This window comes from Geomonas sp. Red276, from assembly GCF_054784495.1.
Genome location: NZ_BLXW01000024.1, coordinates 47,861 through 73,082, shown reverse-complemented (window position 1 = coordinate 73,082; position 25,222 = coordinate 47,861). Strand labels below are relative to the sequence as shown.

Here is a 25,222-nt window from a genome sequence, read left to right as displayed (position 1 = left end):
AACGAGTCAGAGTTTATGCGGCGCGAAGCCGCCGCATAAACTTTGGTTGAGCTAAGCCGCTTTCGGCTCTCACGGCTACCTGGATTTTTATACGTGGTTTCTTTTAGCTGAGGGGCGATAATACGGGGTTTATGAATGGATTTCAACTGAGATCGTCGTACTGGACATCGGATTTTTCAGTCATCCTGCCATGATCCAGGCATTATCGCCGCAGGCATCAATTACATTTCCTGACATTGGATGCACCGATAGCGTACAACCCCTTTCCGGCGCGTGCAATCCTATCATCTATAGGCGGCGTCTACCTCCGGCGGGCTTCTCGCCCGTCGCGGCAGCCACTCGACCACCACCATCACTCCCTGGCAGCAGGGGCATCTGGGCTCCCACCCTTTTGAAGTCTCGGGCTCTTCTTCCTCATCCCGCCGGTACATTTCTGCCAGCAGCAGTTGCAGCCGCTTCAGCGTCACTCGGTTCGCAGGGCTTAGCAGTCCGTAATAGCGGACCTTGTGAAACCCTTGCGGCAGAACGTGTTGCAGATATCGCCGCAGGAATTCCTTGGCGGGGAGGGTCATCGTTTTCCAGGAACCGGTCCCGCTGTTCTGATAACGGAAGGTCACCGTCCCGCCTTGGTGGGAGACGATACGGTTGTCGGTGATGGCAATCCGGTGAACGTAACGGCCGAGGTAGCGGAGCACTTTTTTCGCCCTGTTGAAGGTCGGCCTGCAGAAGACGACCCACTCCTTGCTCCAGACCTCCTGCGGGAACGTCACGTGAGGCAGTGCCCGTTTCGCCAGCTTCACGAATCGCTGCCGGAACAGGCGAGACAGTGCTTTCACCGGCACGAGGAACTTCTTGCGCGATGGACGCCATGCCCCATCCCCGTCCAAGCCCCCCGCAGGCACCAGCATGTGGACATGGGGATGGTGTTCGAGAGCGCGTGTCCAGGTGTGCAACACGGCCAGCATTCCCAGCTTGCCGCCCACCAACCGTGGATCGAGGCCGATCTTGGCGAGAGCTTCCGCCGCGCTTTGCATGAGGATCGCGTAGAGAGTCTTCTGATTTGAGCGGACGAGATCCCGCAGTTCGCCGGGCAGGGTGAAAACGAGATGGAAGTATCTCACCGGCAGCAACTCGGCTTCCCGCTTTTCGAGCCATGTCCTGATTTCCGTCCCGTGGCACTTGGGGCAGTTCCTGTTCTTGCAGGAATGATACGTATAGTGCCGGTGGCCGCACTCCTCGCACAGGGAGACGTGCCCTCCCATCCGTTCCGTACGACAGGCGCCGATGTCGGCCAGCGCCCTTCGGTGGCTGGGGAGCAGTTTAGGGGCGTAGTCCGCCAGATAGGCGTCCCCGTACGCCTCGACGATGTCGGCAAGGGTGGTCACGGCTGAAGAGCGGCCATCATCCCTTCAAGGCTGACCTGGAGGCGGGCGGTGATCCGCTCCGTCAAGTGGGTGTACATGTTGGTGGTGACAATGCTGCTATGGCCGAGGAGGCCCTTGAGGGTGCCGATGTCGAGGCCATTCTCGACCATATGCGTGGCATAGGAGTGGCGAAGGGTATGCACCGTCGCCGGCTTGTCGACGCCGCTCTCCTTCAGCGCTTGCTTGAAAGCCCTTTCCACGGTGTCGGCGGGTATGTGGCCGTCTTTCCACGGGAAAAGGTAGGAGGAACCTTTGCAATACTGCCGGTAGTACCCTCGCAGAAGTTCCAGAGGGCGATCATGAAGGGGCACATAGCGGTCTTTGCCACCTTTACCGCGGCGCACCCTGAGCAGATGTCGTTTCCCATCGATGTCGCTGGTTTTCAGGGCGACCCCTTCGGAGATCCTCAGCCCACAGGCATAGATGAGCACAAGCGCCATCCAGCAGATCGGGCGTCGCACCAGCTTCAAGATGGTCCGCACCTCGTCCTGCGATAAAACGACCGGGAGCCGTTTCGGTGGTCTGGAGCGCACGATGTCGAGATGAGCCATCGGACGTTTCAGCGTTTTCTCGAAGAAGAACTTGATGCCACAGAGGTAAACAGTGATCGAACTTCTGGAGAGCTTTCTTTCGTTGATGAGATAGACGAAAAACTGGCGGATCTCCTCGTCGGTCAGCAGGTCGGGAGACCTGCGGTAATGCTTTGCCAGAACCCTGACCGTCTCGATGTAACTGTGTTCCGTGCGTTTTGAGTACCCGGCAAGTTGTAAATCCTCCATCATTCTTTTGCGAAGCTCGGTCATGACTGTTCTCCTTTCGTTGAATTGCGGCCAGATCTGGCCGTTCTTTGAAAGGATAGTCACATTCGGCAATAAAAAAGGCAGCCTCCTGAGAGACCGCCTTTTGATGGTTCACTGTTGCCGCGCCAGCGGCTTAGTTCAACAAGTTATTGACCAGAAATTGCTGCTAACAGCCCGGTTGTGGGTTTCAGAATACCATTTGGGGTATTAACGTGTGGGCGTAAGTGGCGGAGATGATTGAAACCACGGGTCGGAGAACATGCCATTGGGGGTGGATGGCCGGTTTTTCTGGGTATCCACCCGTGCCGACTCTTTCAAACTCTTTGCTACTCGCTCAAACGCTCCCTGACCATAGACGCGGGGCCACATTGGTGGAAACGACTATATAAGGATTCATTATTGTTGTCAAAGGGGAAGCGGGAGATAGTCAAAGGAGGGAAAACATGTGAAGCACGGGCGGGGATATACCTCCCCACCCGTACTCTTAAGGACAGCTAGATAAGATGTCTTTGTCAGATGCGGTGCGTCGGGTGGTCTTTTAACCACTCGCGCAAGGCGTTATTCATTCGGGTTTGCCAGCCCTTGCCTGTTGCCTTGAAGGCTGCGAGGATGTCACGGTCGAAACGGACCGTCTGTGATTCCTTGCTGCCGCTCCCTTTTACTCTTCCTGGCCTCTTGATGAGCATTTCAGTAGCTGCCTCCTGGCCAAAGACTTCCCTCAAAACGTCACCTGCCGGGCGGGCCTTATTGAAATCGTCCTTGGTCCATTCGGGATTTTCTTCATCGACAAGAAAAGGATTAGTTTTTTTATCCATGTCGTTTCACCTCTCGGATGTTAGCCTTCCTCAGACTGATAACGTGGACAGCGCCATTTCTTGGGGTAAAGACAGCAACGTGGAGCCGCCCCTCGATGCTCCCGAACACCTGAAAGCGCCGTTCTCCGTAATCCTTACGGGTATCCTCAATGATGACCGCACTACTCCAGTCAAGATCAACGATCAAGTCAAAGGGGAGCCCGCGAAGAGCGATATTTATTTCGTTTTTCTTGGAGTCGTACGTAACCCTCATGGGTATATACGTAACAACCAAATCGTGTGGAGTCAATGAAAACGTTACTACAAAATCATTTAGAAGAAGGGATTGGCGTTAAAGGCAGCGGAGGGGTGGAATAAAATCCACCCTATCCCCCCTTTCCTAAAGGGGGGGACGGCGCTCCCAAATTTCGTGCCCTTGGTTAACCTTGGGAACGTTTTGGCGGAATTCGATGTCGGATTTTTGGGTAAGGGAGTGGGTCGGGTTAGGCTTTGAACTTGTTTTCGGTGCCGGCGCGGAGACGGGAGATGTTTTCTTTGTGCTTGTAGATGACGAGGGCGGCGATGATCACGGACATGACGATCATCTCCGGGGTCCGCTCGATGGCGGCAACCAGGGCGGGGATCACGGCCGCGGCGGTGATGGAGGCGAGGGAGACGTAACGGGACTTGTAAACGACGATGACGAAAACGAAGAGCGCGACCAACACGGAAAGCGGCGAGGCCGCCAGAAAAACGCCGAGTGCGGTGGCGACGCCTTTTCCTCCCTTGAAGCCGAGGAAAACGGTGTAGACGTGCCCGAGAAAGGCGGCGAGACCTATGGAGGCGATCCAGATATCGGGGAGGTGGAGGGCCTTGGCGACCAGGACGGGGATGAGCCCTTTTAGACAATCCCCAAGGAGGGTGAGAATCCCTACTTTTCGACCGAGGGTACGGTAAACGTTGGTGGCACCGATGTTGCCGCTGCCGGTTTCGCGGATGTTGACGCCGAAAGCCTGTGCCAGGAGCAATCCGGTAGGAATTGAGCCGAGCAGATAGGCGCAGACGAGTAACGCATATTCTTTCAAAGAGGTCTCCGGAGAGGTTAATGAATCTGGCGCATCCTACAGCATTTCGGAGCAAACTGCAAGGCGAGACCCGGAAAAGCTACTGTTCCCGGATGGGGAGGGGGACCAGGACGGCTTCCTCTTGGCGGTTGCGCGCCTTGAGGACGACGATGGTCATTACGAGAAAAACGGCATCCCTGGCCATGGCCAGCCAGGGGGAAGTCTTGGCGCCGCCCTGCTTGAAACAGCCGCAGTCGATGTCGAGCCCGCGGACGATGGCGGAAGCGAGCGCCGCCATGAAGACCAGGTTGAGCACGCCGACGATAACCGCGGCGCCCCGCACCCGGTAGTTGCAGATCAGCAGCAGGCCGCAGATCAGTTCGAGAAACGGCAGGATGGCGGCGGTTAGGTAGCTCGCGAAGTAGGGAAGGATCTGGTAGGCGGCGATGCTCCCGGCGAAGGCGACCGGATTGGAGATCTTCAGGACCGCCGCGTAGGCGAAGATCCCACCGAGGGCGACTCTGGCCACGCTAGGGAGATGACGGGTCACGTTCTTCATGCGCCCCCCTTGGCTACCGGATATCCCGAATCGCGCCACTCGGGGAAGCCCCCCTCGTACACGTAGACGTTGGCGTAGCCGGCCTGCATCAGCAGTTTCCCGAGATCCATGCTGTCGTGGCAGGAAAATCCGTTGCAGTAAGCGATGATGGTGGCGTCCTTGGAGAAGCGGCCCCTGAGGGAGGAGGGATTTTTGCGCGCCTCTTCCAGCGGAAGGCTGACGGCCCCGGTGATGTGCCCTTGGGTGAACGACGAGGCACTGCGGGCATCGATCACGATCGCCTGCTTGCCGTCGTGCATGTCCTTGACCTGCGCCAGGGGAATCGGCATCGGGATCAGTTCCTCCCCTCCCGCCTGAGCCGCCTGAACTTGCGAAGAGGCCGGTTGCTGGACGGTCGTCTCGCCCTTCCAGGCGCTCGCGAGCAGGGTGCGGTTCCACCCGATTCCGAGGATGGCGGCAATCAGCACGATGGTTGCGATCTCCAATGATGTGGCTAACCAGGAATTCTTCAAGGTATCCTCTGCCCCCTCAACTTCCCATCCGGGTTTCCATCGGGGCGCACGCGCACACGCGAAAGACGCCGGGACTCAGTTCAAATTCATAACAGAAAGATTCAAGAAGGGGAAAAGCGGCGGGACGATGGCTTGCACATCACAGATGGTACGTTATTTTGCCGGAAAAGGTCAACCCTGTCATTAAGGGATGGAGGCCGGCAGCTTAACCCTTACCCCTTACCCCCATCCTCACCCTGTCCCTCCCCTTGAAGGGGAGGGAACCTTTAAAGGGGGTGGGAAGCTGACGCCGGCATCTCCCGTTTAAGGGGAGGGAGGCGTGCTGGCCTGCCAGCAGGGACAGGGCGGATCAGGCGATCTCTTTGTTTTCTTCGGGGACGGGGTCGCGGAAATCTCCACGCTGGATGGCCATGGACACGATCTTGGCGGCGGCGGCTACCGGGATCGCCAGCAGGATCCCCCAGAAGCCGATCAGTTCTCCCAAAGCCATTACCATGATGATGGTGAGCAGCGGGTTGAGATTCATGGAGCGCTTGAAAACCAGCGGCTTGACGAGGTACCCCTCCAGGAAGTAGATCACGGCGAAGGCGATCCCTACTTTGACGAGGGCGACCCAGGTGTGGAATTTGACGTAGGCGAAGAAAAGCGCGGGAATCATCGCGATTATTACGCCGATGAAGGGGAGCACGGACGCGAGCCCGGCGAAGATCCCGTTGAAGAGGGCATAGTCGACGTCGAGAACGAAAAGTGCGGCGGCCGAGAGGATGGCGACGATGAGGGAGACGATGACTTGCCCGCGGATGTAACCGCCGATGCTGTCGTTCACTTCGTTCCCGATATCGAGGAGGACGGCTCTGCGCTTGTCGGGAAGCCACGCGGCCACGGTCCTCTTTATCTCCGGCTTGTAGAAAAGCATGAAGAAAACAAGGATCGGGGAGAGGATCAGGTTGAAGAGGTTGAAAACCATGCTGGCGGCGGCAGAGTAGACGCCCGCGCCGAGACCGGCGACGACCTTGTTGACCCAATCCACCGCGTTGTCGAACAGCCAACTCCATTCCTCGGCGCCGTAGAACGGCTCGAAGCGTGTCTGGAACTGGAGCGCTATGTTTTTGATGTCCTGGAGATAGACCGGGAGGTTCGGCAGCAACGCGCGCCAGCGAAGGATCGCCAACGGCACGAAGAAGGAGAAGAAAAAGACGGAGAAGATGGAAAGGACGACGTAGACCGCCACGATCCCCTTCGCCCGCGACAGCCGTTTCCCCTCGAGATGCACCACGAAAGGATCAAGAAGGTAGGCGATCACGAAGGAGAGGAGAAAACAGGAAGCCGTGTGGCGCAGGAGATGGCCTACGGCGAAGAGCATGGCGACGACGGCCAGGGTCAGCATGGCCCGATTGGCGGTATTTGGTTTCGACAGCATAAGGTCTCCCAAGATGGTGCTCGGCTGTCTTGTCCTCCCTTTAACAAAGGGGGGACGCTCTGCATGGGGATGGGATTTCCGCGGAGTTCTCTGCGACTGCAGGCCGTCACCAGCCTCGCGGGAAGTTCTACTCCAATCCGGGCCGGCTAAACAGGCGGAAAGATATCGTGCTCCTCGAGCCAATGGGCGGCCCGGGTATTCAAGGCCTCTTCACGGACGGCCTGGTAGCGCTCCAACTCTTCCGGGTAGAAGGAGAGGATCTCGCCCAACCTGCCGTGGGCGTGGGCCCCGACGAAGGCCCGAACCAGCATGGCCTTCAAGGGAGGATTGGCGATTCCCTGGATGAAGGTGTGCACCAGTTGACGCTCCTGGCCGTAGTCGTAGTGCGGGATCTCCAGGTAGCGCTCCTCCTGGATCTCCACCTCGGTCCAGAATGCGTCATCGTCGTAGTCCGAGGGCACCGAAAACACCTCGCCCGTCTCCCGGTCGAGGTAGAAAATCATATCCGGATCGGTGTTTTCGAAGGCCTCCATCAGGTCCTCCCACACGATCTCAAGATTGCGCATCGCTTGCATGAATTTCCCTAACTGCAGTTCTACGTTCTATGTTCTACGTTGGAAACCCTCTTCGCCAATCGAGAGGTGCCTGGTGCCGCCATGTCCCCTGAGGTGAGAGTGGCCACGAGTTCATGGAGATGAGGGTACGCCATTTCTCATTGGCCTTCGAGACATTTTTGTATATATTGCGCCAATGCGCAAGATCTTCATCGCCGACGCCCACCTGAGAAACCCCGGTGACGCCAATTACCGAAAACTGCTGGCCTTTCTGCGCGAACTTCCCGCCGACACCGACACCCTCTACATACTGGGCGATCTCTTCGAGTTCTGGATCGGTGACCCGGAGCCGGTCTACCCGCACTACCGCGAGATGGTCGACTGCCTGAAGGAGGTGCGGAGGCGCGGGGTGAAGATCGTCTACTTCGAGGGGAACCACGACTTCCACCTCGCAGGCTTCTTCAGCAGAGAGCTGCAGGCCGAGGTGCACCGTGAGGGGGAGGTGGTGGATATCGGAGGAAACAGGGTCTACCTCGGTCACGGGGACCTGATCAACCGGGAGGACTACCGGTACCGCATCTTCCGGTGCGTGCTGCACAGCAGGGCCGTCGGGGCGCTGGTCCCCTTGGTCTCCCGCCAGTTAGCCTCCAAGACGGCGGCATACCTCTCGCGGCGCAGCAGCGGGAAACACGAGTACCGGCGCCACCGCTGGGACTACCCGAGGATCATGGCCGGTTTCGCCCGCGAACGCTTTCGCGAGGGATGCGACTCCGTCATCATCGGTCATTTCCATCTCCCCACACTCCAGCGGGAAGGGAAGCATACCTTCATCGCGCTGGGGGACTGGATCACCCAGTTCTCCTACGCACAGTGGGAGGATGGAATCCTCACGCTGGAGCGGTACGATGAACGCTGACTCCGTCCTCTCCCGGCTCTTCCCCTCTCCAAGTGAAGGGGGCGGGGCTTCCCCCATTGAACCCGCGTGGGCACGGGGTGCCCACCCTACAGATCGAAAATTCTGAGGTAGGCGGCCACCCGCTCTTCCAGGGTGGGAGCGGAGATCTCGCGGCAGATGGCGTCCGGACGGTAGCCGCGGCAGACGGCGGGACGATCGTCATAGCTAGCGCACTCGAAGCGCTCGTTGAGATGCCGGCAGCGCTCCCCTACCCCTTTCCCCAACGTGCTGATGTCGGGAGCCACGCAGCAGGTTCCGCACCTTGCACACTCCATCTCGACTCCTACCTGAAGAACGCCTCCAGCGCCTGCTCGCCCACGGTGGTGGCCTTGATGCGCCATTTGTTCTCATTGATGACCAGGGCGGCCAGCGCGATCTGGGGATCCTCCATCGGGGCGTAGGCTGCGAACCAGCTGTAGTGGCCGGCGGGATCCTTGCCGTCGATGGAACCGGTCTTGGCGGCGACCTTAACCGAGGCGAGCATCGGGCGCCCCCTGCGGTCGTGGAAGGCCCGGCGGGAGGTCCCGCTCACTACGGTGGCCGAGAGCATGCGCGCCAGCGAAGCGGCGGTCTCCGGGGCGATTACCGTCCTGAGCGGCTGCGGCTGGTGGGCGTAGACGCTCTTTCCCTTGGCGTCGATGATCTCCTTGGCGAAGGAGGGGGCCATCATCACCCCGCCGTTGGCCACGGTGGCCATGATGGTCGCCGCATGGAACGGGGAGATCTTCACCTCGCGGTTGAGGCCGGCACCCATCAGCATCAGCTGGTCGACGGTACCGGGAGGGGGAGCCTGGCTCGCCAGCACCGGGGAACCGGGGAAGAGTTTCTCGTTGAATCCGTAGCGCCCGGCGTACAGAAGGAGCGGGTCGCGCCCCACCACCTCTCCGGCCAGCCGGCCGAAGACCGGGTTGACGGACTTGCCCATGGCCATGGTGAGGGTCATCTGCTGGTTACGCCCGCGGGGGCGGACATGCCAGTATTTCGGGCTCTCGGAGGTCAGCCGCCCGTTGAAGGCGAACATGGTATCCGGGGCGACCTTCTTCTCCTCCAGGGCCGCGGTGGCGGTCACGATCTTGAAGAGGGAGGCCATCGGGTAGAGCCCGTAGCAGGCGTTCTTTTCCCATCCCGGCTGCGCCGATGAGTGCGCGACGAGGGCCAGCACCCGGCCGGTCTTCGGCTCGATGGCGACGAACATCCCGTAGGGGACGCGGAAGTCGGTAAGCACCTTCTCCACTCGGCGCTGCATCGCCTCGTTGATGGCGTAGACGACCTTCCCCCCCTGGGGGAGCTGGGCGGTGACGCCGCTTTGGTCGGCGCGGGCACCCGGATAGGCGTCGGCGGCAACCTTGAAGGCGCCCCAGTTGTCCATATTCTTGAGCTCGACGGTGGCAGAGGTCTTGGCGAGAGGGCGGCTGGCACTCCCCTTGGTGGAACCGAAGAGGGAGATGATGGGGTAGCTAGCCAAAAGCAGGGCGACCAGGGGGAGGATGACCTTCAGTCTCCCCTTCTGGAGCTTGCTTTCCTTGATCTTGTGGTAGAGGCTGCGGGACTCCTGCTCGGGTCCTTTGAGCCTGTTGTGGCCGGTCTTTTTGCGTTTTTCCAGATCTTTAAAGTCTTGCATAAACCCGCTTTTCCGTTCATGTAATCGGGTCACTATAAGGCAACTGGTCCCCCTTTGTCAACGCCGGGGGGGAACTTTTCGAGGCTCACCAGATCCTTCATCGTCAGCCCCTCGAAGGCCTTCACGACGGCCCGGTCGGCGACCCGCAAAAGCTCGGCCGCCTGCTCCTCGCCGGGGATGGGAGCGGAGGCCCCATGCCCCCTCAAGCCGAGCACCAGGTCGGCCAACGGGACCCGGTCGGGCTCCTTGGCGGGGTAGTAAGGACCGCGTATCCCCTCGGTCTGGACGATGAATCCGGAGGCGACCAACTGGGAGAGGATGTCGCTCATTACCCGCAGCGGCACCCGCAGCCTCAGCGCCAGTTGCTCGTCGTTCCAGCCGGGGTCGCCCGCCTCGAAGGCCTCCACGATGTGGCGAAGGGCGGCGAGGGCGACCAGCTCGCGCAGCGAGTGGCTGATGGCCTCGCCGCGGATGTCGCGGCGGAAGGTCCGCCGGTGCTGATGGGCGGCCACCACCTCCATCCCGAAGAGGACGATGATCCAGCTGGTGTAGATCCAGACCATCAGGATGGGGAGCGCCGCCAGCGTGCCGTAGATGGCGTTGTAGCGGGCGGCTCCCACCTGGAAGTGGATGTAGATCCACTGGGCGAGCTCCCAGAGGGTCCCCGCCAGCACCGCACCGATCAGTGCCGACGTGTAACGGACGCGGGTGTTGGGGATGAATAGATAGAGGAGGAAGAAGGCGGCCCAGACCGTCAGGTAGGGGATGAGACTCAAGAGGAAAAGGAAGAGGTCGCCCAGGTAGGCGTACTCGAAAAACCACCCGAGCAGGTGCGGACTCTGAAGGGTGGTGGCGATACTGGTGGCGGCCAAAAGCAGGATGGGGGCGCTGACCAAAACGCTCAGGTAGTCGCTGAACTTCCGGTAGAAGGTGCGGGTCTCCCGTACCCCCCAGACCGCATTGAAGGCGTCCTCGATGCTGGAAAGCATGGAGATCGAGGTGTAGATGAGGGCGGCGACACCGATGGCGCCGACCGAGCTCATGTTGGTGTTGCCGATGTAGGTGATGATGCGGGCGACCACCACCTCGGAGCCCGCGGCCATCTGGTTGATGATCCAGGGGGCCAGCTTGTTCTGGGCGCCCAGACCCTTGAGGACCGAGAAGCAGAGGGCCAAAAGCGGCACGAGGGACAAGACGGTGGTGAAGGAGAGCGCGGTGGCGCGCAGGAAGGCGTCGTGGGAGAAGAAGTTGGTCCCGACGTAGACAAGGAACTGAAGGAGCTTGATGCCACGCCCCTTGGCTCCCGGGTAGGCCGCCGGGTCGAGCTCCCACAATCTCTGCAGAAGCCCGTTATTGGACGAAGATCCATCCATAAAAGGCACTTCCTGAATTCAAAGGCGAAGAATCCGCCCAATCCGCGTCATCCGCGTCCCATGGTTTTTTCCCTAACGAAAAAAGCCCACCGGAGTGGGCTTTTCAGGGGGCGGGCTCCGTTAGAGCTGCGCCTGCTGTTTTTCCTTTTCCCGATCCATCGCCTGCTTGCCGGCTTCGATGGCGGAGGTGATGATGTTCTTCTTCTCCAGGACCATGTCCTTGCCGTCCTCGTAGGTGGCGCGGATCTTCTCCTGGGCCTCGTTGGCGTAATCCTTGATCTTGTCGACCGCGTCGTCGGCCAGGTCACGGATCTTGCCGCGCATCTCCTCGCCGGTCTTGGGCGCGAAGAGCAAAGCAGCCCCGACGCCTACCGCGGCGCCAGCAAGAAACGAAAGAAGCATGGTCCCGGTCCCGATATCCTTATCCTTTGCCATGAAAGTCCCCCCCTATTTTTTTTTAAGAAGTCTATCAGCTATGTAGCGGCCCGCAACCTTGGCCCCGGTGATCCAGGCCGAGGAGGTGTTGGTAACCTGGGTGGCGACGCCGATGATCCGGTTGATCATCCGGATGTTGTGCCCGGCGTGCCCCAACTCTTCCAGAAGGAGGTTCACCCCTTCCGCGTTGGCGGCGGTGGCGCTGGTCACCACCTTGACGTCGGCGAGGGTCGCGCGAAGATCGCCGATAAGCGGGTGAAGCTCGGACTGCAGGGCCTCCGACACCGACCGCAAGGTGGCGGCGGTCTTCTTGAGTTCGGCAAGTACGGGGATCAGACAGAGGGCGAGGATCACCAGAGTCAGGGCCGTCACAGCGGAAGTGATCTGGAGCAAAAGCATGCGAGCCTCCCTGGAAGATTCGGAAATGAAAAAACGGGGAGGCCGTCAAGCGACCTCCCCGTCGTTGGCAGGGGTGTTACTTCTTCTTGTGCTTCACCGGTTTGGCCGGGGCTTTCTCGGCCGGGGCCGGAGCGGCAGCCGGGGCAGCGGCCGGAGCGGCAGCCTTCTTGGCAGCCTCGGCGTCCTGAACGAAGTGGTTCAGGTCATGGGCGATGTTGTGGCAGTCGCCGCACTTGGTGAACTTGGCGTGGATGGCGGCGGCGTGCGGCTTGCCGTGGCACTGGGTGCACTGCGGAACGGTCTTGTGCTTGTCCTTGTGGCAGTAAGCGCAGGAGAGCTTGCTGTGCTTGAAGGGGCTGGCGCTCAGCAGGGTGTAGGCGCGCTTGTGGCAGGCGGCGCAGTATTTCGGCGGAATGTCGGACTTGTAGGTCACGTTCTTGGGCTGGTGAGCCTTGTGGCAGGCCGAGCAGTCCTTGGCGGTGATGTCAGCCGAGTGCGAGTTGTGGCACTTGGTGCAAGCCGGCTTGAAGCCGTGAACGTTGTGGCAGAAGGAGCAGGCGAGGGCAGTGTGCTTGCTCGGGTTGGCCCGCAGCTGCTGGATCTGCGGAGTGTGGCAGGTCAGGCAGGGGTCGGTCACGTTGTTGCCGAACTTGATGATCTTCGGGGTGTGCGGGTTGGTGTGGCAACCCAGGCAGCCCTGGAGCTTGAAGTGCGGCTTGTCGGTGTGGCACATGTTGCACTGCGGGATGGGATGCTTAACCTTGGGGGGATGACCCTGGTGGCAGTCCTGGCAGGTGACCTCGGTCTTGTGCTTGCCGCCGTTGGCTGCGATATCACGCGGCGGAGCCTCGTGACACTTTACGCAGTCAGCGCTGGTCAGCTGCGCAACCGGCTGTGCGGGGTCAGCGGCCATTGCCGTCCCGACCAGAACGGTCAGTACGAATGCCGGTATAAGGTTGATTAGTCTTGCTACTCTCATTGCCCCCTCCTTGGTTTTAAATAAATCGAGTTTAATTTAATTACGGATTTTAATCACGGATTTATATAACGTCTTTAGGTGCTTGTCAACCATTGCCTGTCGCGGATGTCGTTATTTTGGGCCCCGGCGGAATTTAAGGGGCTACATCGACTTGTTCCAGGCAAGTTTGCGTTCCAGCATCCGCGAAAGGGAGGTGAACGCGTAGCAGATCACGAAGTAGACCGCCGCGATAAATATGAAGATCTCGGTCGGGTAGGCCATGGTCCGGTTGTTGATCTGGGTCGCCACGTGGGTCAGCTCGGAGACCCCCACGATGAAGGCCAGCGAGGTGTCCTTGATGAGCGAAACGAACTGGTTCACGAAGGAGGGGATCATGTTGCGAAGCCCCTGGGGGAGGACGATGTAGAGCATCGCCTGCCACGGCTTCAAACCGGTCGAGAGGGCGGCCTCGGTCTGCCCCTTGGGGATCCCCTCGATCCCCGCTCTCACGATCTGGGACATGTAGGCGGAGGTGAAGAGGGTGAGCCCCATGATGACGGTCTCGCTCTCCGGGGTGGTCTTCCCGAGGATGAGCGGGAGGAGGAAGTACATCCAGAAGATCACCATCAAAAGCGGGAGCCCGCGGACCGCGTTGATGAACATCATGACCGGGATCCGGATCAGGCGCTGCCGCGAGATGCTTAAAAGCCCGAGGATCAGGCCGCCGAAGAGCGACAGGACGCAGGAGACGACGGCGAGCCAGATGGTGAGGGCGAATCCACCGAGCGGGCCGTTGGGGTAGCGTCCGATCATGAAGTAGGTGATGTTGTCGGCGATGACGTGAAAATCGAGGAACGGTTCCATCGCTATGCCGCCTTATGCGCGTTGAGAACCCGCGTGTCGTACTGGTGCACCAGGAAGGTGATGCTGATGGAGATGACGAGATAGACCACCGTGGCCGCCCCGAAGGACTCGAATCCCTTGAAGGTGTAGCTTTCCACCTGGCGGGCCTGGTAGGTGAGCTCGGCAACCCCGATGGTCATCGCCAGCGAAGAGTTCTTGGCAAGGTTCAGGAACTGGTTCACCAGGGGAGGCACCGTGATGCGGACCGCCTGGGGAAGGATGATGTACTGCATCGAGCGCAGGTAGGAGAACCCTGCACTGCGGGCGGCTTCCATCTGCTCCTTGGGGATGGAGAGGATGCCGGAGCGGATGTCTTCCGCGATGAAGGCCGAGGTGTAAATGGAGAGCGCGATGACGGCCGCGGCGAATTCGAAATTGGTGCCGTTCAGCCAGTCGTTGACGGCCTGCGGGAGGATCTTGTAGGAGCCGAAGTACCAGAAGAAGATCTGGACCAGCAGCGGGGTGTTCCTGAAGAACTCCAGGTAGGCCAGGGCGATGTAGCGGACCGGCTTCACCTGGCTCATGCGGAGCACGGCCAGCAGCAGCCCCAGCAGGAAGGCAAACACGATGGAGATGGCGGAGAGCTCCAGGGTCACCTTAACGCCGGAGACGAGCCACTCGAAGTATTTACCCGAGGTGATGATCGACCAGTCGAAATGATAGTTGAGCACGAATCCGGCCTCGCTTGTGGGCTCACCGAGCCCTTCACTATCCTCCCCCCTCGCCCCTTTAGGGAAGAGGTTATAATCGCCCCCCCTCCCGATGGGAGGGGGGGGAAGGCGGAGGGCTACTTGTCAGCGGTGATCTTGAAGGTGCGCTTGAGCGGGGTGGCGGTCTTCGGGCCGAACCAGCGCTCGAAGATTCTTCTGGCTTCGCCGTTTTTCTCCATCTCGAGAAGGGTCTTGTCGACGAACTTCACGAAGTTGGTGTCGCCTTTGCGCATGCCGAGGCCGTAGGGCTCGTTGGAGATCTGGATGTTGGGGATCTCGAACTTGTTCTTGTTGGGAGCCTTGCCGAGGATGCCGGCCAGGATGGACTCGTCGGTGGTGACGGCGGCGACTTTACCCTGCTGCAGGGCCAGGAAGGCCTGCGGGTAATCGTCGAAGGAGAGGACAGTGGCGGTCGGGATGGCGGCCTTCACGTTCTGCTCGGAGGTGGAACCCTTGGCGGTGCCGATCTTCTTGCCGGCCAGATCCTTGAGGCTCTTCACTTTCCCTTTCGGGGTGATGAACTTCTGGCCGGTCAGGAAGTAGGTGTAGGAGAAGTCGATCTGTTTCGCACGCTCCGCGTTCTTGGTCATGGTGGCGGCGATGATGTCGATGTTGCCTTCCTCGAGCTGCGGCATCCTGCTGGCGGAGGTAACCGGCTTGAGCTCGAGCTTCACGCCGAGCTTCTTCGCGATGTACTTGCAGAAGTCGATGTCGTACCCGACGATCTCGCGGGTCTTCTCGTCGATGTAGCCGAAGGGGGGAAGGGAGTCCTTCACGCCGGCCACCAGCACACCTTTCTTTTTCACCTCGGCCAGGGTGTCGCCGGCAGCAAGGGCGCTGTGGGCGAAAGAGGCGACCAGCAGTACGGCGGCAAACAGGGTCATCAGTTTCTTCATCGTGCATCCTCCTTGAGTTAATGGTAGTGCAGCATGGAAAGTAACTAGAGTGACCGGGTCAGGATGGGGTCACTCAATGCATGGGCGATAGCAGCTGTTTCAGGAACTGCTGAGCCCTTTCGTGCTTGGGATTCTTGAAGAACTCCTCCGGCTGCGCCTCCTCGAGGATGACCCCGGCGTCCATGAAGACCACCCGGTCGGCGACCTCGCGGGCAAATCCCATCTCGTGGGTCACCACCACCATGGTCATCCCGCTCTTGGCCAGGTCCTGCATGACCGCCAGCACCTCGCCGATCATCTCCGGGTCGAGGGCGGAGGTCGGCTCGTCGAACAGCATGATGCGCGGCTTCATGGCGAGCGCGCGGGCGATGGCGACGCGCTGCTGCTGGCCGCCGGAGAGCTGGGTCGGATAGGCATCCCTTTTCACGGCGAGCCCCACCCGCTCCAGGAGCGCCATGGCCTGCTCCTCGGCCTCCTTTTTGGGAGTCTTCCTGATCTTGGTGGGGGCCAGGGTGATGTTGGAAAGCACCGAGAGGTGCGGATAGAGGTTGAACTGCTGGAACACGAAACCGACCTCGGCTCTCAGCTTGTTGATGTCGGTCTTCTTGTCGCAGAGATCCATGCCGTCGACGATCAGGCGTCCTTCGTTGATCGGCTCCAGCTGGTTGATGGTCCTGATCAGGGTGGACTTGCCGCTTCCGGAGGGACCGCAGACCACGACCACCTCACCGGGGTTGACATGCAGATTGATATCGTTAAGCACATGCAGCTTCTTGAACCACTTGTGGACACCCTCGAAGGTAATCATCTGAACTCCCAGAGGCTCTTGGATACACCGAGACAACTCGGACAAAATCTGCTGCATCTTAAGTAACAGTTGCATGAATTGCAACTCAAAGTTTGACCGCGCTGAACAAAATTAAAACGGCATTGTCAGAAATCTCGGATCTATATCATACGAGGTGATTGAGATTCTGCAAGTGTCTGATTGAACTTTATTTTCTGAGTAAGTGTGCTTTCCGCGTTCCCTCTCCCTCCGGGAGAGGGGCAGGGGTGAGGGACGGCAATGAAAGGGGCGGGAAGATAATGGGGTTTGCGTGGTAGTGCGAACTGGACAAAAATCCGGCCACCTTCATGTGTGAGGGGGATGATTCAACCCTCGCCCCTTCAGGGGAGAGGGTGGCCGAAGGCCGGGTGAGGGAAGATTTTAGAACCTCCCTCACCCCTACCCCTTGTCCCTAAAGGGGCGAGGGAAGGCTGGCTTAGATCGACGGGTGGCCGAGGGTGCCGCGGATCGGGATGGAGTAGGCGCCCGGGGAGGTCTGGTATTTGACCAGCAGCAGGAAGACGAACTTCTGGCGCTCGAGGAATTCGGGCTTGGGCATCATCTCCAGGGTGAGGTCGAGCGGAGAGTTGGCGATCGGGTTGGACAGGACGCTCGAACCTTTCAGCCGGACGTAGATGCCGTCCCCCTCCAGGGTGAAGCTCTTCAGGTCGGCCTTCCCCTTGGAGATCCCGAGGGCGCCCCGCACCTGGCGGTAGGAGGCATCGGGAAGCGGCATGGCTCCGATCTTCACCCCGCCCAGCTCGGCCCCCTGCACCTCCAGCTTGATGTCACCCTCCGGGGCGTGGTTCACCATCTTCACCTGGCCGTCCAGCTTGAGCTCCCCGCGGACCTTGGCCTCTGCCACCGAGCTGAAGAACGGGACGTCCTCCAGCCGGATCCCTTTCCCCTTCAGGTTCCACCCCTGGCTCCGTCCCGCGCTGGCCTCGCCGGAGAGCTCACCCCCCGCCCCGATGCCGGCATGGTAGGCGAAGACTGCCTTTCCGGTTAAAAGGGGGAGGATTTCGAGCCGCACCCGTGCCCTGCGGAGCTTCAAAAGGGAGCCCTTGTCCGAGGAGATCTCGACGCTGTCGGCCTTGATCCCGACCGGGAAGGCCTTGCCGAAACCGGTGAAGGCGACGGTGTAGCCGGCATTCTCCGCCGCCCGCACGATCACCCCCCGGATGGCGTCATTGGGGGTGAAGAAGAGGGTGAGAAGGAGAAAGGCCAAGAGGCCTACGGGGATGCCGACCAGGTAGTAGAGGAGGCGCTGTTTCATCGAGCGGTCGCGGCCGGAGCCGGCTTGATCAGGGCGACGGTGAGGGTGACGTCCAGCTTGGAAGGATCGTCGAAGCGCTGCTTGATGAGCGCCTTCTTGACGGTGACCGGCCGTGTCCCCTTCTCCAGCCGGAAGAGCAGGTTGGTGAGCTCGTTGGCGGTGAGGGCGTCGATCCTGATGTCGGCGGCATCCTCCTGGTAGCCCGGGATGTCGTCTCCCTTGACCGGCTTCACCTGCACGCCGCGCCCCTTGATCCCGATCTCGTCGATCACCTTGGCGGGGGAGTCGTCGAGCTTGGTGGAAGCCAGCCGGTTGGCCATCCGCTGGGCAACGGCGTTGGCGCCCTGGTAGCGGATCTTGAGCCGCATCATCTCGGTGACGTCCGCCTCGCGGGCCCTTCTCTTCTTCTCCAGCGCGGAGATCCTGCTGTTGATGGCGGAGAGGGTCACCACGACGATCAGCAAGGCGGCCAGCACGATCCCGAGCCGCTGCCGGGTGCGGACATCGAGCCGCTGGAAGTTGGCGATCAGTTCCTGGTGGGTCATTTCTGGGCCCCCTTGAGGGTTCCGGTCAGGGTGAAGGTCACGCTCCCGTCGGGACGCGATTTGACCTCGCCGACGTCGAGCGAGGCAAAGAGGGAGGCGGCGCGCCCCTTGAAGGCGTTGACCGCCTCGGCGCTCTTGGCGTCACCTTTCAGGCGGACGTCGGTACCGGTGATCTCCGTCTCGTAGATCCCGCCGATGTCGTCGTTCTTGGCCTGGGCGAGATCCTGGAGGAGCTTCAGCACGTTGCTGCTGGTCCTCGCCCCCTCGAGCCTCTTGATCTCGGCACGGACCTCGGAGACTTCGTCCACCGCCTTCTTGCGGGAGGGGAAGATCTCGCGGTAGATCCCGGTGATCGATTTGTCCAGCGAGCCCAGGTCCCTCTTCACGAGGTAGAAGCGCACCCCGCTCTCGACGAGGAAGAGGAGCACGACGGCGGCGGCGAGGAGCACGGTCATGCGCAGCTTGCGGTAGAGCTTTTCGTTGCCTGCGGTGTAGGCGAGGGGTCCGCGGCGGAGGTTGATGGCGCTCCCGTCGGCCACCGCGGCGGCCACCGCGTATGCGCCGGCCAGGTCGTGCGCGGCATGGGCATCGCCGCCGAAGGATTCGGAAAGCGAGGGGGAGGCCTTGTCCAGCGTCTCACCCTCGGCCGACTGGTTGGAGAGGGAGATCACCCGCTCCACCCTCACCTCGCGGGAGAGTTCCAGGGCGGTGAGGGTGCGGCTCACCTCGTCCTCGCCGCAGCCGGGGGGAAGCGCCCGGCAGAAGGAGGTGACGCCGTCGGCGTACACCGCCAGCGCCTCGCCGTCGGTCACCGCGACCTCGCCGGTTTCCGGGGCGAGCTTGTTCCAGTGGAAAAGGGAGGCGGTCACCGTCTCCGGCTCGGCCCCCGCTCCCTTCATGAGCTCGATCCGGGAGGTGAGCTCGTTGAGCCGTCCCCAGATGGCCAGCATCCTTCCGTTGGTGAGCGGGAGGGCGTCGAAGACCACCGCATCGGTGTCCAGCGCGGTCTCCCCCTTGAGCTCCAAGGGGAGAAGTTCGCGGACCTTGGCCCGGTCGGAGATGGGGAGCTGGACCTCCCTCATGAACAGGTGGGAAGGGGGAAGCGCCAGGGCCACCCGGTGATCTCCCCCGCCGGCGGCGACCGCCTCGGAGAGGATGCGGGCCACCTCTTCGTCACCGGTGACGGCGTGGCGCTCGGCGGAGAGAAACCCGACGCCGCCCCGCTTGGGGCGAAAGCGCGCCAGGATCAATTCATCGGTCTTCAGCTGGACGACCAGGATATCCATCAATACTCTCTCCAATAAAGGATGGTGGGCTGCGAGCCCCCCATCCTGACTACCGCTTCTGCCACACTCACGCTCTCCCCGACCTTCCCCTCCGAATGGATCCGGTAGACGGAACCTTGGTAGCACACCTTGGTCGAGATGTTCATGGAGATGGACTCGATGCCTGAGATAGCGTTGAGATCGCCCGCCACGAGCGGCTTCTTGCTCCGGGCGTCGATGATGCTGTCCACCCTGTCGTCGGTCAGGGATGGATCCAGTGCCGCAAGCACCTCCCTGGGCGCCGTGTTGACGTTGACTTTGGTGACCGGTTCGTTGTCGAAACTACCATAGACCGTCACGTAGGGGCGTAGCTTGTTCACCAGGTCGGGGGTGAACCCCTTGACGAGGGGGAGCTCGTCCACCGTGTCGAGTTTCCCGTTCTTCGCATGGTAGGGGATCTTCAACGCCTGGTAGTAGCTCGTCTCCGCACCGCCGGGAAGCGGGGAATCGTTCTTATCTGACCAGTCGAGCAAAGAGTCGACCAGGTCTCGCGCACCCTGGATCTTCAGCTTGGTAAACAGACGCGATGCAATTTCCGTCTTGTCGTCACTTAAACCCGCGTCATTGGTGGCGGTGTTCAGGTTGAACTTGCCGGTCTCTTCCTCGATGGTGAAGGAGACCGTCCCCACCCCCGCGTCGTAGCTCTGCGGCTTGGCCCACGGCTCCAATAGCGACGAATACGCGCTGTTCTGGCTTCCCTGCCGCAGGAGGCTCGACATCTGCAGGAGCTTCATGGCGCCGGTGACCCCGGACTCGGCCAGAAGCGACGCCTGCTGCGAGGCGGCGAAGTTGTGACTGTGCGAGGTATCGACGTAGACCTCGTTGACGAATTCCACCAGCAGCGCGATCAACAGGGCGGTGACGATCAGGGTGATGACCAGGGCGAAGCCGCGCTCGTTTCTCATGGCGCCCCCCGCTTCATCCCCGGCGAGGCGATGGTGGTGAAGGTCCCGCCCCCCTTGGTGGTGACCGTGATCCGCACCGCGTTGGGGATCCCCAGGTTGAACCCGGGAGCGGTATCCCAGGTCTTCACCCATTTCCCGCCGTCGTAGCACTCCACCAGGAAGCTCTCCACCTGGTCGATGACCGGGTAAGGATAGCTCTTCACCGTGGTGTCGAAATAGGGGTCGCGCGACTCGCGCACCAGGGTCAGCACCCCGTCCTTCTCGCGCACGAAGTAGCTCACCCGGGTCAGCCCGGACCCCGGCGCCGTGTCCACCCGGGGGGGCGCGAAGAAGGTGAAGGCGATGAGCGATGCCGGTTTGCCGAAGACGTCGCGGTCCTCCACCTTGAAAAGCGCCTTCCCCGCCGTGTTGGCCCCCGTGGCGGGGAAGTAGGCCGAGGCGATCTCGTTGTGGAGCCTCCCGAGCGTCGAGGAGAGCTCCCGGCGCGCCTCGATGCGGGCGCCGCCGCGCTCACGGGCCGCGGTCACCGAGAAATAGGTGCCGTAGAGCGCCCCGGAGAGGATGACCATGAGGGCCAGGGCCACCAGCAGCTCTATCAGGGTGAACCCCTTACTGTTGAGCATTCTTGGCTGCATACTGGACCAGGGAAACCTTCTTCTTGCCGTCGTCCCAGCTGACGGTCAAAACGATCCGGTTAAGCCCCGGAAGGTCGGGGACCGGGGTGATCTCGCGCCCCCACTTCAGTTCCGGGTGCTCCTTGAAGGTACCCTCGGTGTCCTGGGTCTTGGCGAATTCGGGATCGTCGAGCTTGGCCCGGCCGGCCAGGACGGCGGTAGTCTCCTCCGCGTCGCTCCCGACGAGAGCCAAGTGATAGTTGAGGGAGGAGATCACCGTCAAAAGCACGCCGGCCGCGATGGCCAGGGCGATCATCACTTCGAGGAGGGTGAAACCTCTCACGAGACCACCTCCCCGTCGAGCGACTTGTACCCTTCCAGCACCTGGACCTTGCCGCCGGCCGGATAGGCGATCACCGTGTAATGCTCCTCCCCACCCTTCAAGTGGACGACGATGCAGTCGGGGTAGCCGCCGGGACCGAAGGGGAGGACCACCTCACCTTCGGTGACCTTGCCGAGCTGGGGGACCAGCACATCCTCGATGGAGATCCCCTCCTCGATCAACCGGCGCCCCATGAAGGCATCGTCGGGGGCTCCCTCCTCGCCTCCCGAGCTGAGCTTGGCAATCGAAGTGGTGCTCTCCGAGATGTTCAGGTGCAGGCGGTAGACCCCTTTGGTGACGATGGCCTGGTCGTTGAGGAACCGGATACCGGAGGCGAGGTTGCGGGCGGAGTCTTTCAGCCTGGTCCCCTGCGGCGCCGGCAGACGGGGAACCACCACCGCCGCGGCCAGGGCCAGGATGAGGATCACCACGACCATCTCGATCAGGGTGAACCCCGCCTGGCGTGGCGCTCCCGTTATGGCGTTACGTTCGTTCTCTAACAGCTTCTCCGCTCCCCGCGCCTGAAGGCGCCGGCGCTACTTGCCGAGGTTCCAGCTCTCGATGTCGGCGTTTTTCCCTTCGCCGCCGCGTGCGCCGTCGGCCCCGAAGGAGTAGAGGTCGTAATCGCCGTGCTCGCCCGGGGAGAGGTAGACGTAGTCGTTACCCCAGGGATCTTTGGGAACGCTCTTGTTCTCGAGGTACCCTTCGTCCTTGTACTTGGTCGGGATCTTGCCGGAGGTCGGCTTGGTGACCAGCGCCTGGAGCCCCTGGTCGGTGGAAGGGTAGAAACCGTTGTCGAGCTTGTACAGCTTCAGCGCGGTCTCGATGTTGCGGATCTGCACCTTGGCGTCGGAGATCTTGGCGTCGTCGCTTCGGCCGATGATCTTCGGCGCCACCACGGCGGCCAGGATGCCGAGGATGACGATGACCACCATGAGTTCGATAAGAGTGAAGCCGCGGCTTTCTTTCAACTTCAACATGTGTACCTCTCCGTGTTGGACTTTACCCATCGCCCCCCGCCGACGGCGGGAGTAATTTTTCCTCTTTCCCCCCTCCTCAAAACTCCCCCTTGGGGGGGGGAGGCCCTGATGGTCATCCCCTCGCCCCTTTAGGGGAGAGGGTGCCCGAAGGGCGGGTGAGGGAGGTTTTCTATTTCACCAGCTCGTTCATCTCCATGATCGGGAGCAGCACGGCGATGACCATGAAGCCGATGGCGAGCCCCATCCCGAGGATGAGCATCGGTTCGAGGAGCGCCATCGAGCGGGTGACCGAGGCGTTGAACTCGTTCTGGAAGGCGTCGCCGGACTTGATCAGCATCCGGTCGAGCTCGCCGCTCTTCTCGCCGACCGCCGCCATGTGGGTAAGGAGCGGCGGAAAGAGCGGGCTCGCCTTGAGCGCCGACGACAGGCTCCCCCCCTGGATCAGGGTCTCGCGCGCCTCGGCCAGGAAGCTCTTGTACTCCCGGTTGACAACCGCCTCGCCGGTGATGTCCATCGCCTTGATGATCGGCACCCCGCTTTGCAGAAGGAGCCCGAGCACCTTGGTGAAACGCGACAGCACGAGCTGGCGCCAGAGCGCCCCGGCCAGGGGAACCTTCAGGAGGAGCCGGTCCCGCTTCTTGACCATCTCCTCGTCCTTGTTGATCCGCTTGATGCCGTAGTAGACGCCGACTCCCGCCAGAAGGAGCGCCCACCACCCTTTCCTCACCACGGTACTCGCCTTGATGAGCACGATGGTGATGAAGGGGAGAGTCGCCTTGTTCTGCTGGAATACGGTGACGATCTTGGGAACCACGAAGGCGAGGAGCACCAGCATGACCCCGGTCCCCACCACCACCATGATGGCCGGATAGATCAGCGCGGTGATGACCCGGCTTCTGACCGCCGCCTGGTCTTCCTGGAACTCGGCCAGCCGCTCCAGCACCACTTCCAGGGCGCCGGATGCCTCGCCGGCCGCCACCATGCCGACGTAGCTCTCGGAGAAGACCGCCGGCTCGGCGGAGAGTGCCTGGGCGAGCCCATGCCCTTCGGCCAGCCGGTCGCGCACCCGCCCGAGTACCCGCTTCAGCTCGCCAGGCGGTTCCTGCTCCCAGAGGGTCGCCACCGCCTCGTAGACCGGCACCGCGCTCCCCAGGAGGGTGGCGAGCCGGCGGGTGGCCAGCGAGAGATCGGGAACGCTGACGCGGGACTTTAAAAGCCCCTTCCCGCCGGTCTCGGCGGCCGGGGCGATCTCCTTGGCGTAAAGCCCTTTCTGCTTGAGCTGGGCGCGGGCCTCGTTCTGGGTGGGAGCATCCACCACACCGGAGACCTCCGCGCCGGCGGCATTGAAGGCGCTATAGCGAAAGGTCGGCATAGTCCTCCTGAGTTACCCTCAGGACCTCCTCGATGGTGGTGATCCCCCGGGCGACCTTTTCCATCCCGTCGTCGCGCAAGGTCCGCATCCCCTTCGAAATGGCGTACTCCTTGATGGCGCCGGACGAGGCCTGGCGGATGATCATCGAGCAGAGCTCGGCGTCGATGGTGAGGAGCTCGTAGATCCCGATCCTTCCCACGGTGCCGAGGTTGAAGCACTTCTCGCAGCCGCGCCCGCGGTAGAGGAGCGGGGGAAGCTCCACGCCCGGGTAGCTCGTCTCCGGGACGTAGGACTCCTTGCAGTGCGGGCAGATCACCCGGACCAGCCTTTGGGCGAGCACCGCCGAGAGCGAGGAGGCGACCATGAACGGTTCGATCCCCATGTCGATCAGGCGGGTGACCGCGGTGGCGGCATCGTTGGTGTGCAGGGTGGAGAGTACCAGGTGGCCGGTAAGCGAAGCCTGCATGGCGATCTCGGCGGTCTCGGCGTCACGGATCTCGCCGATCATGACGACGTCCGGGTCCTGGCGCAGGATGGAGCGCAGCCCGGCGGCGAAGGTCAGCTCGATCTTGGGATTGACCTGGATCTGCCCTACCCCTTTCAGCTGGTACTCGATCGGATCCTCGACGGTGATGATGTTCTTCTCCGGCGAGTTGATCTGGTTGAGCGCCGCGTAGAGGGTGGTGCTCTTACCGGAACCGGTCGGGCCGGTGACCAGGATGATCCCGCTCGTCCGGGAGAGGAGCCTCCCCATCAGGGCGTCGTTACGCTCGGAAAGGCCGATCTCGGTCAGCGAGAGGATGCCGCGCTGCTTGTCCAGAAGCCTCAGCACCACGCGCTCGCCGAAGTAGGTCGGGATCAGCGACACGCGGATGTCGACGTCGCGGCCGGCAACCTTGACCTTGATGCGGCCGTCCTGGGGGAGCCTCTTCTCGGCGATGTTCAAGCCGGCCATGATCTTCACGCGGGAGGTGAGCGCCTCCTGGATCACCTTGGGGGGCGAGAGCATCTTGTAAAGGAGGCCGTCGATCCGGAAGCGGACCTCGAGATCCCGCTCGAACGGCTCGATGTGGATATCGCTCGCCCGCTCCTTGACCGCCTGGAAGAGGATGGAGTTCAACAGCCTGATCACCGGCGCCTCGTCGGTCAGCTCCATCAGGTCGCGCGGTTCATTGAACGAGGTAGCGACGGCGGAGAGTTCCTCCCCTTCCAACTCCTCGACCACCTCCTGCGCGGAAGAGCCGGAGAGCCGGGCGTAGAGCCGGTTCACCGCATCGAGCAGCGCCGGGCGCGGGACCACCACCACCGAGACCGGGTGGCCGAAGAGCCCCGCCATCTCGTCCACGGCGAGGAGGTTGGCCGGGTCGGCGCTGGCCGCCACGATGATGCCGTCCTCCTGCCGCAGCGGAAGGAGCAGGTTGTTGCGGGCAAAGTTCAGCGGGATCCGGTTGACGAGCCCCGCGTCCACCTTGCCGTCGTCAATCTCCGCCTGGAACGGAAGCCCCAGCCGGGCCGCCACATTCTCTATGTCCGTCATCAATTCTGGCATTTAGTCCTTTGGGTTCCTCTGGGGACTGGCTCCTGAAGGTGCCTGCCCCCCATTGTCCAGCCTTAACAAAC

Annotated in this window: 30 protein-coding genes; 1 reads left to right on the top strand and 29 read right to left on the bottom strand. The window is 61.6% G+C overall.

The features are described 5' to 3' along the window. Positions 1–284 precede the first annotated feature (284 nt). The 9 genes from ACYVL5_RS16370 to ACYVL5_RS16330 form a co-directional block, all read right to left on the bottom strand. The gene (locus ACYVL5_RS16370; protein ID WP_460596643.1) at positions 285–1,385 is read right to left on the bottom strand and encodes an IS91 family transposase; all 1,101 of its coding nucleotides are present in this window, start codon (positions 1,383–1,385) and stop codon (positions 285–287) included. Continuing rightward, positions 1,382–2,227 (bottom strand): tyrosine-type recombinase/integrase, encoded by an 846-nt coding sequence (locus ACYVL5_RS16365; protein WP_460596642.1) that lies wholly within the window; start codon positions 2,225–2,227, stop codon positions 1,382–1,384. Before ACYVL5_RS16365 ends, ACYVL5_RS16370 begins: the two co-directional genes overlap by 4 nt. 509 nt (positions 2,228–2,736) lie before the next feature. Next, on the bottom strand, positions 2,737–3,039 hold the full coding sequence (locus tag ACYVL5_RS16360) for a BrnA antitoxin family protein (protein WP_460596641.1): 303 nt from the start codon (positions 3,037–3,039) through the stop codon (positions 2,737–2,739). Continuing rightward, positions 3,032–3,292 (bottom strand): BrnT family toxin, encoded by a 261-nt coding sequence (locus ACYVL5_RS16355; protein WP_460596640.1) that lies wholly within the window; start codon positions 3,290–3,292, stop codon positions 3,032–3,034. The genes ACYVL5_RS16360 and ACYVL5_RS16355 overlap by 8 nt, the downstream gene beginning before the upstream one ends. Before the next feature lie 229 nt (positions 3,293–3,521). Next, entirely contained in the window at positions 3,522–4,103 is a 582-nt protein-coding gene (gene plsY, locus ACYVL5_RS16350) for a glycerol-3-phosphate acyltransferase (RefSeq protein WP_460596639.1), read from the bottom strand. A gap of 79 nt (positions 4,104–4,182) precedes the next feature. After that, positions 4,183–4,641, bottom strand: a complete 459-nt coding sequence (locus ACYVL5_RS16345; protein ID WP_460596638.1) for a DoxX family protein — start codon at positions 4,639–4,641, stop codon at positions 4,183–4,185. Next, positions 4,638–5,153, bottom strand: coding sequence for a rhodanese-like domain-containing protein (locus ACYVL5_RS16340; RefSeq protein ID WP_460596637.1), 516 nt, complete (start codon positions 5,151–5,153; stop codon positions 4,638–4,640). The genes ACYVL5_RS16345 and ACYVL5_RS16340 overlap by 4 nt, the downstream gene beginning before the upstream one ends. Before the next feature lie 349 nt (positions 5,154–5,502). Then, a complete protein-coding gene (locus ACYVL5_RS16335) occupies positions 5,503–6,573 on the bottom strand; it encodes an AI-2E family transporter (RefSeq protein WP_460596636.1) in 1,071 nt (356 codons plus the stop codon). A 146-nt stretch (positions 6,574–6,719) separates the two neighbouring features. Then, complete coding sequence (locus tag ACYVL5_RS16330; protein ID WP_460596635.1) at positions 6,720–7,148, bottom strand: UPF0158 family protein; 429 nt, start codon at positions 7,146–7,148, stop codon at positions 6,720–6,722. A 175-nt stretch (positions 7,149–7,323) separates the two neighbouring features. Here ACYVL5_RS16330 and ACYVL5_RS16325 point away from each other — a divergent pair, with 175 nt between their 5' ends. Then, complete coding sequence (locus ACYVL5_RS16325; RefSeq protein ID WP_460596634.1) at positions 7,324–8,043, top strand: UDP-2,3-diacylglucosamine diphosphatase; 720 nt, start codon at positions 7,324–7,326, stop codon at positions 8,041–8,043. Between the two features lie 86 nt (positions 8,044–8,129). Here ACYVL5_RS16325 and ACYVL5_RS16320 read toward each other — a convergent pair whose 3' ends face one another. The 20 genes from ACYVL5_RS16320 to gspE form a co-directional block, all read right to left on the bottom strand. Beyond that, the gene (locus ACYVL5_RS16320; protein ID WP_460596633.1) at positions 8,130–8,357 is read right to left on the bottom strand and encodes a YkgJ family cysteine cluster protein; all 228 of its coding nucleotides are present in this window, start codon (positions 8,355–8,357) and stop codon (positions 8,130–8,132) included. Positions 8,358–8,365: 8 nt separating this feature from the next. Beyond that, positions 8,366–9,703 carry a penicillin-binding protein 2 gene (locus ACYVL5_RS16315; protein ID WP_460596632.1) on the bottom strand — a complete coding sequence of 446 codons (1,338 nt, stop codon included), beginning with the start codon at positions 9,701–9,703 and terminating at the stop codon, positions 8,366–8,368. Between the two features lie 32 nt (positions 9,704–9,735). Continuing rightward, positions 9,736–11,076, bottom strand: coding sequence for a YhjD/YihY/BrkB family envelope integrity protein (locus ACYVL5_RS16310; protein ID WP_460596631.1), 1,341 nt, complete (start codon positions 11,074–11,076; stop codon positions 9,736–9,738). 120 nt (positions 11,077–11,196) lie between these two features. Next, on the bottom strand, positions 11,197–11,511 hold the full coding sequence (locus tag ACYVL5_RS16305) for a YtxH domain-containing protein (protein ID WP_460596630.1): 315 nt from the start codon (positions 11,509–11,511) through the stop codon (positions 11,197–11,199). 12 nt (positions 11,512–11,523) lie between these two features. Continuing rightward, positions 11,524–11,910 (bottom strand): DUF948 domain-containing protein, encoded by a 387-nt coding sequence (locus ACYVL5_RS16300; protein WP_460596629.1) that lies wholly within the window; start codon positions 11,908–11,910, stop codon positions 11,524–11,526. A gap of 76 nt (positions 11,911–11,986) precedes the next feature. After that, positions 11,987–12,889 carry a cytochrome C gene (locus tag ACYVL5_RS16295; RefSeq protein ID WP_460596628.1) on the bottom strand — a complete coding sequence of 301 codons (903 nt, stop codon included), beginning with the start codon at positions 12,887–12,889 and terminating at the stop codon, positions 11,987–11,989. A gap of 141 nt (positions 12,890–13,030) precedes the next feature. Then, positions 13,031–13,732: an amino acid ABC transporter permease gene (locus ACYVL5_RS16290; RefSeq protein WP_460596627.1), complete on the bottom strand. Its 702-nt coding sequence runs from the start codon at positions 13,730–13,732 to the stop codon at positions 13,031–13,033. Positions 13,733–13,734: 2 nt separating this feature from the next. Continuing rightward, positions 13,735–14,442, bottom strand: a complete 708-nt coding sequence (locus tag ACYVL5_RS16285; RefSeq protein WP_460596626.1) for an amino acid ABC transporter permease — start codon at positions 14,440–14,442, stop codon at positions 13,735–13,737. A 116-nt stretch (positions 14,443–14,558) separates the two neighbouring features. Continuing rightward, on the bottom strand, positions 14,559–15,377 hold the full coding sequence (locus ACYVL5_RS16280; protein WP_460596625.1) for an ABC transporter substrate-binding protein: 819 nt from the start codon (positions 15,375–15,377) through the stop codon (positions 14,559–14,561). 73 nt (positions 15,378–15,450) lie between these two features. Next, positions 15,451–16,185: an amino acid ABC transporter ATP-binding protein gene (locus ACYVL5_RS16275; protein ID WP_460596624.1), complete on the bottom strand. Its 735-nt coding sequence runs from the start codon at positions 16,183–16,185 to the stop codon at positions 15,451–15,453. 454 nt (positions 16,186–16,639) lie between these two features. Further along, positions 16,640–17,479: a type II secretion system protein GspN gene (gene gspN, locus ACYVL5_RS16270; RefSeq protein WP_460596623.1), complete on the bottom strand. Its 840-nt coding sequence runs from the start codon at positions 17,477–17,479 to the stop codon at positions 16,640–16,642. Continuing rightward, positions 17,476–18,024, bottom strand: a complete 549-nt coding sequence (locus ACYVL5_RS16265; protein WP_460596622.1) for a hypothetical protein — start codon at positions 18,022–18,024, stop codon at positions 17,476–17,478. Before ACYVL5_RS16265 ends, gspN begins: the two co-directional genes overlap by 4 nt. After that, entirely contained in the window at positions 18,021–19,310 is a 1,290-nt protein-coding gene (gene gspL, locus ACYVL5_RS16260) for a type II secretion system protein GspL (RefSeq protein ID WP_460596621.1), read from the bottom strand. Before gspL ends, ACYVL5_RS16265 begins: the two co-directional genes overlap by 4 nt. Then, entirely contained in the window at positions 19,310–20,254 is a 945-nt protein-coding gene (gene gspK / locus ACYVL5_RS16255) for a type II secretion system minor pseudopilin (protein ID WP_460596620.1), read from the bottom strand. Before gspK ends, gspL begins: the two co-directional genes overlap by 1 nt. Further along, positions 20,251–20,877, bottom strand: coding sequence for a PulJ/GspJ family protein (locus ACYVL5_RS16250; RefSeq protein ID WP_460596619.1), 627 nt, complete (start codon positions 20,875–20,877; stop codon positions 20,251–20,253). The genes gspK and ACYVL5_RS16250 overlap by 4 nt, the downstream gene beginning before the upstream one ends. Then, positions 20,864–21,211, bottom strand: a complete 348-nt coding sequence (locus tag ACYVL5_RS16245) for a type IV pilus modification PilV family protein (protein WP_460596618.1) — start codon at positions 21,209–21,211, stop codon at positions 20,864–20,866. Before ACYVL5_RS16245 ends, ACYVL5_RS16250 begins: the two co-directional genes overlap by 14 nt. After that, entirely contained in the window at positions 21,208–21,729 is a 522-nt protein-coding gene (locus ACYVL5_RS16240; protein ID WP_460596647.1) for a pilus assembly FimT family protein, read from the bottom strand. Before ACYVL5_RS16240 ends, ACYVL5_RS16245 begins: the two co-directional genes overlap by 4 nt. 57 nt (positions 21,730–21,786) lie before the next feature. Then, positions 21,787–22,230, bottom strand: a complete 444-nt coding sequence (gspG, locus tag ACYVL5_RS16235) for a type II secretion system protein GspG (RefSeq protein WP_460596617.1) — start codon at positions 22,228–22,230, stop codon at positions 21,787–21,789. Between the two features lie 169 nt (positions 22,231–22,399). Beyond that, positions 22,400–23,602: a type II secretion system inner membrane protein GspF gene (gene gspF, locus ACYVL5_RS16230; protein ID WP_460596616.1), complete on the bottom strand. Its 1,203-nt coding sequence runs from the start codon at positions 23,600–23,602 to the stop codon at positions 22,400–22,402. Continuing rightward, positions 23,583–25,139, bottom strand: a complete 1,557-nt coding sequence (gspE, locus tag ACYVL5_RS16225; RefSeq protein ID WP_460596615.1) for a type II secretion system ATPase GspE — start codon at positions 25,137–25,139, stop codon at positions 23,583–23,585. Before gspE ends, gspF begins: the two co-directional genes overlap by 20 nt. Positions 25,140–25,222 lie beyond the last annotated feature (83 nt).

Coding starts and splice junctions, on each gene's coding strand:
- gspK (WP_460596620.1), bottom strand. CDS start 20,254: ATGAGAAACGAGCGCGGCTTCGCCCTGGTCATCACCCTGATCGTCACC.
- ACYVL5_RS16355 (WP_460596640.1), bottom strand. CDS start 3,292: ATGAGGGTTACGTACGACTCCAAGAAAAACGAAATAAATATCGCTCTT.
- gspE (WP_460596615.1), bottom strand. CDS start 25,139: ATGACGGACATAGAGAATGTGGCGGCCCGGCTGGGGCTTCCGTTCCAG.
- ACYVL5_RS16335 (WP_460596636.1), bottom strand. CDS start 6,573: ATGCTGTCGAAACCAAATACCGCCAATCGGGCCATGCTGACCCTGGCC.
- gspL (WP_460596621.1), bottom strand. CDS start 19,310: ATGGATATCCTGGTCGTCCAGCTGAAGACCGATGAATTGATCCTGGCG.
- ACYVL5_RS16300 (WP_460596629.1), bottom strand. CDS start 11,910: ATGCTTTTGCTCCAGATCACTTCCGCTGTGACGGCCCTGACTCTGGTG.
- ACYVL5_RS16360 (WP_460596641.1), bottom strand. CDS start 3,039: ATGGATAAAAAAACTAATCCTTTTCTTGTCGATGAAGAAAATCCCGAA.
- ACYVL5_RS16265 (WP_460596622.1), bottom strand. CDS start 18,024: ATGACCCACCAGGAACTGATCGCCAACTTCCAGCGGCTCGATGTCCGC.
- ACYVL5_RS16325 (WP_460596634.1), top strand. CDS start 7,324: ATGCGCAAGATCTTCATCGCCGACGCCCACCTGAGAAACCCCGGTGAC.
- ACYVL5_RS16310 (WP_460596631.1), bottom strand. CDS start 11,076: ATGGATGGATCTTCGTCCAATAACGGGCTTCTGCAGAGATTGTGGGAG.
- ACYVL5_RS16330 (WP_460596635.1), bottom strand. CDS start 7,148: ATGCAAGCGATGCGCAATCTTGAGATCGTGTGGGAGGACCTGATGGAG.
- ACYVL5_RS16315 (WP_460596632.1), bottom strand. CDS start 9,703: ATGCAAGACTTTAAAGATCTGGAAAAACGCAAAAAGACCGGCCACAAC.
- ACYVL5_RS16280 (WP_460596625.1), bottom strand. CDS start 15,377: ATGAAGAAACTGATGACCCTGTTTGCCGCCGTACTGCTGGTCGCCTCT.
- ACYVL5_RS16290 (WP_460596627.1), bottom strand. CDS start 13,732: ATGGAACCGTTCCTCGATTTTCACGTCATCGCCGACAACATCACCTAC.
- gspG (WP_460596617.1), bottom strand. CDS start 22,230: ATGTTGAAGTTGAAAGAAAGCCGCGGCTTCACTCTTATCGAACTCATG.
- gspF (WP_460596616.1), bottom strand. CDS start 23,602: ATGCCGACCTTTCGCTATAGCGCCTTCAATGCCGCCGGCGCGGAGGTC.
- ACYVL5_RS16365 (WP_460596642.1), bottom strand. CDS start 2,227: ATGACCGAGCTTCGCAAAAGAATGATGGAGGATTTACAACTTGCCGGG.
- ACYVL5_RS16320 (WP_460596633.1), bottom strand. CDS start 8,357: ATGGAGTGTGCAAGGTGCGGAACCTGCTGCGTGGCTCCCGACATCAGC.
- ACYVL5_RS16305 (WP_460596630.1), bottom strand. CDS start 11,511: ATGGCAAAGGATAAGGATATCGGGACCGGGACCATGCTTCTTTCGTTT.
- ACYVL5_RS16250 (WP_460596619.1), bottom strand. CDS start 20,877: ATGCTCAACAGTAAGGGGTTCACCCTGATAGAGCTGCTGGTGGCCCTG.
- gspN (WP_460596623.1), bottom strand. CDS start 17,479: ATGAAACAGCGCCTCCTCTACTACCTGGTCGGCATCCCCGTAGGCCTC.
- ACYVL5_RS16345 (WP_460596638.1), bottom strand. CDS start 4,641: ATGAAGAACGTGACCCGTCATCTCCCTAGCGTGGCCAGAGTCGCCCTC.
- ACYVL5_RS16295 (WP_460596628.1), bottom strand. CDS start 12,889: ATGAGAGTAGCAAGACTAATCAACCTTATACCGGCATTCGTACTGACC.
- ACYVL5_RS16275 (WP_460596624.1), bottom strand. CDS start 16,185: ATGATTACCTTCGAGGGTGTCCACAAGTGGTTCAAGAAGCTGCATGTG.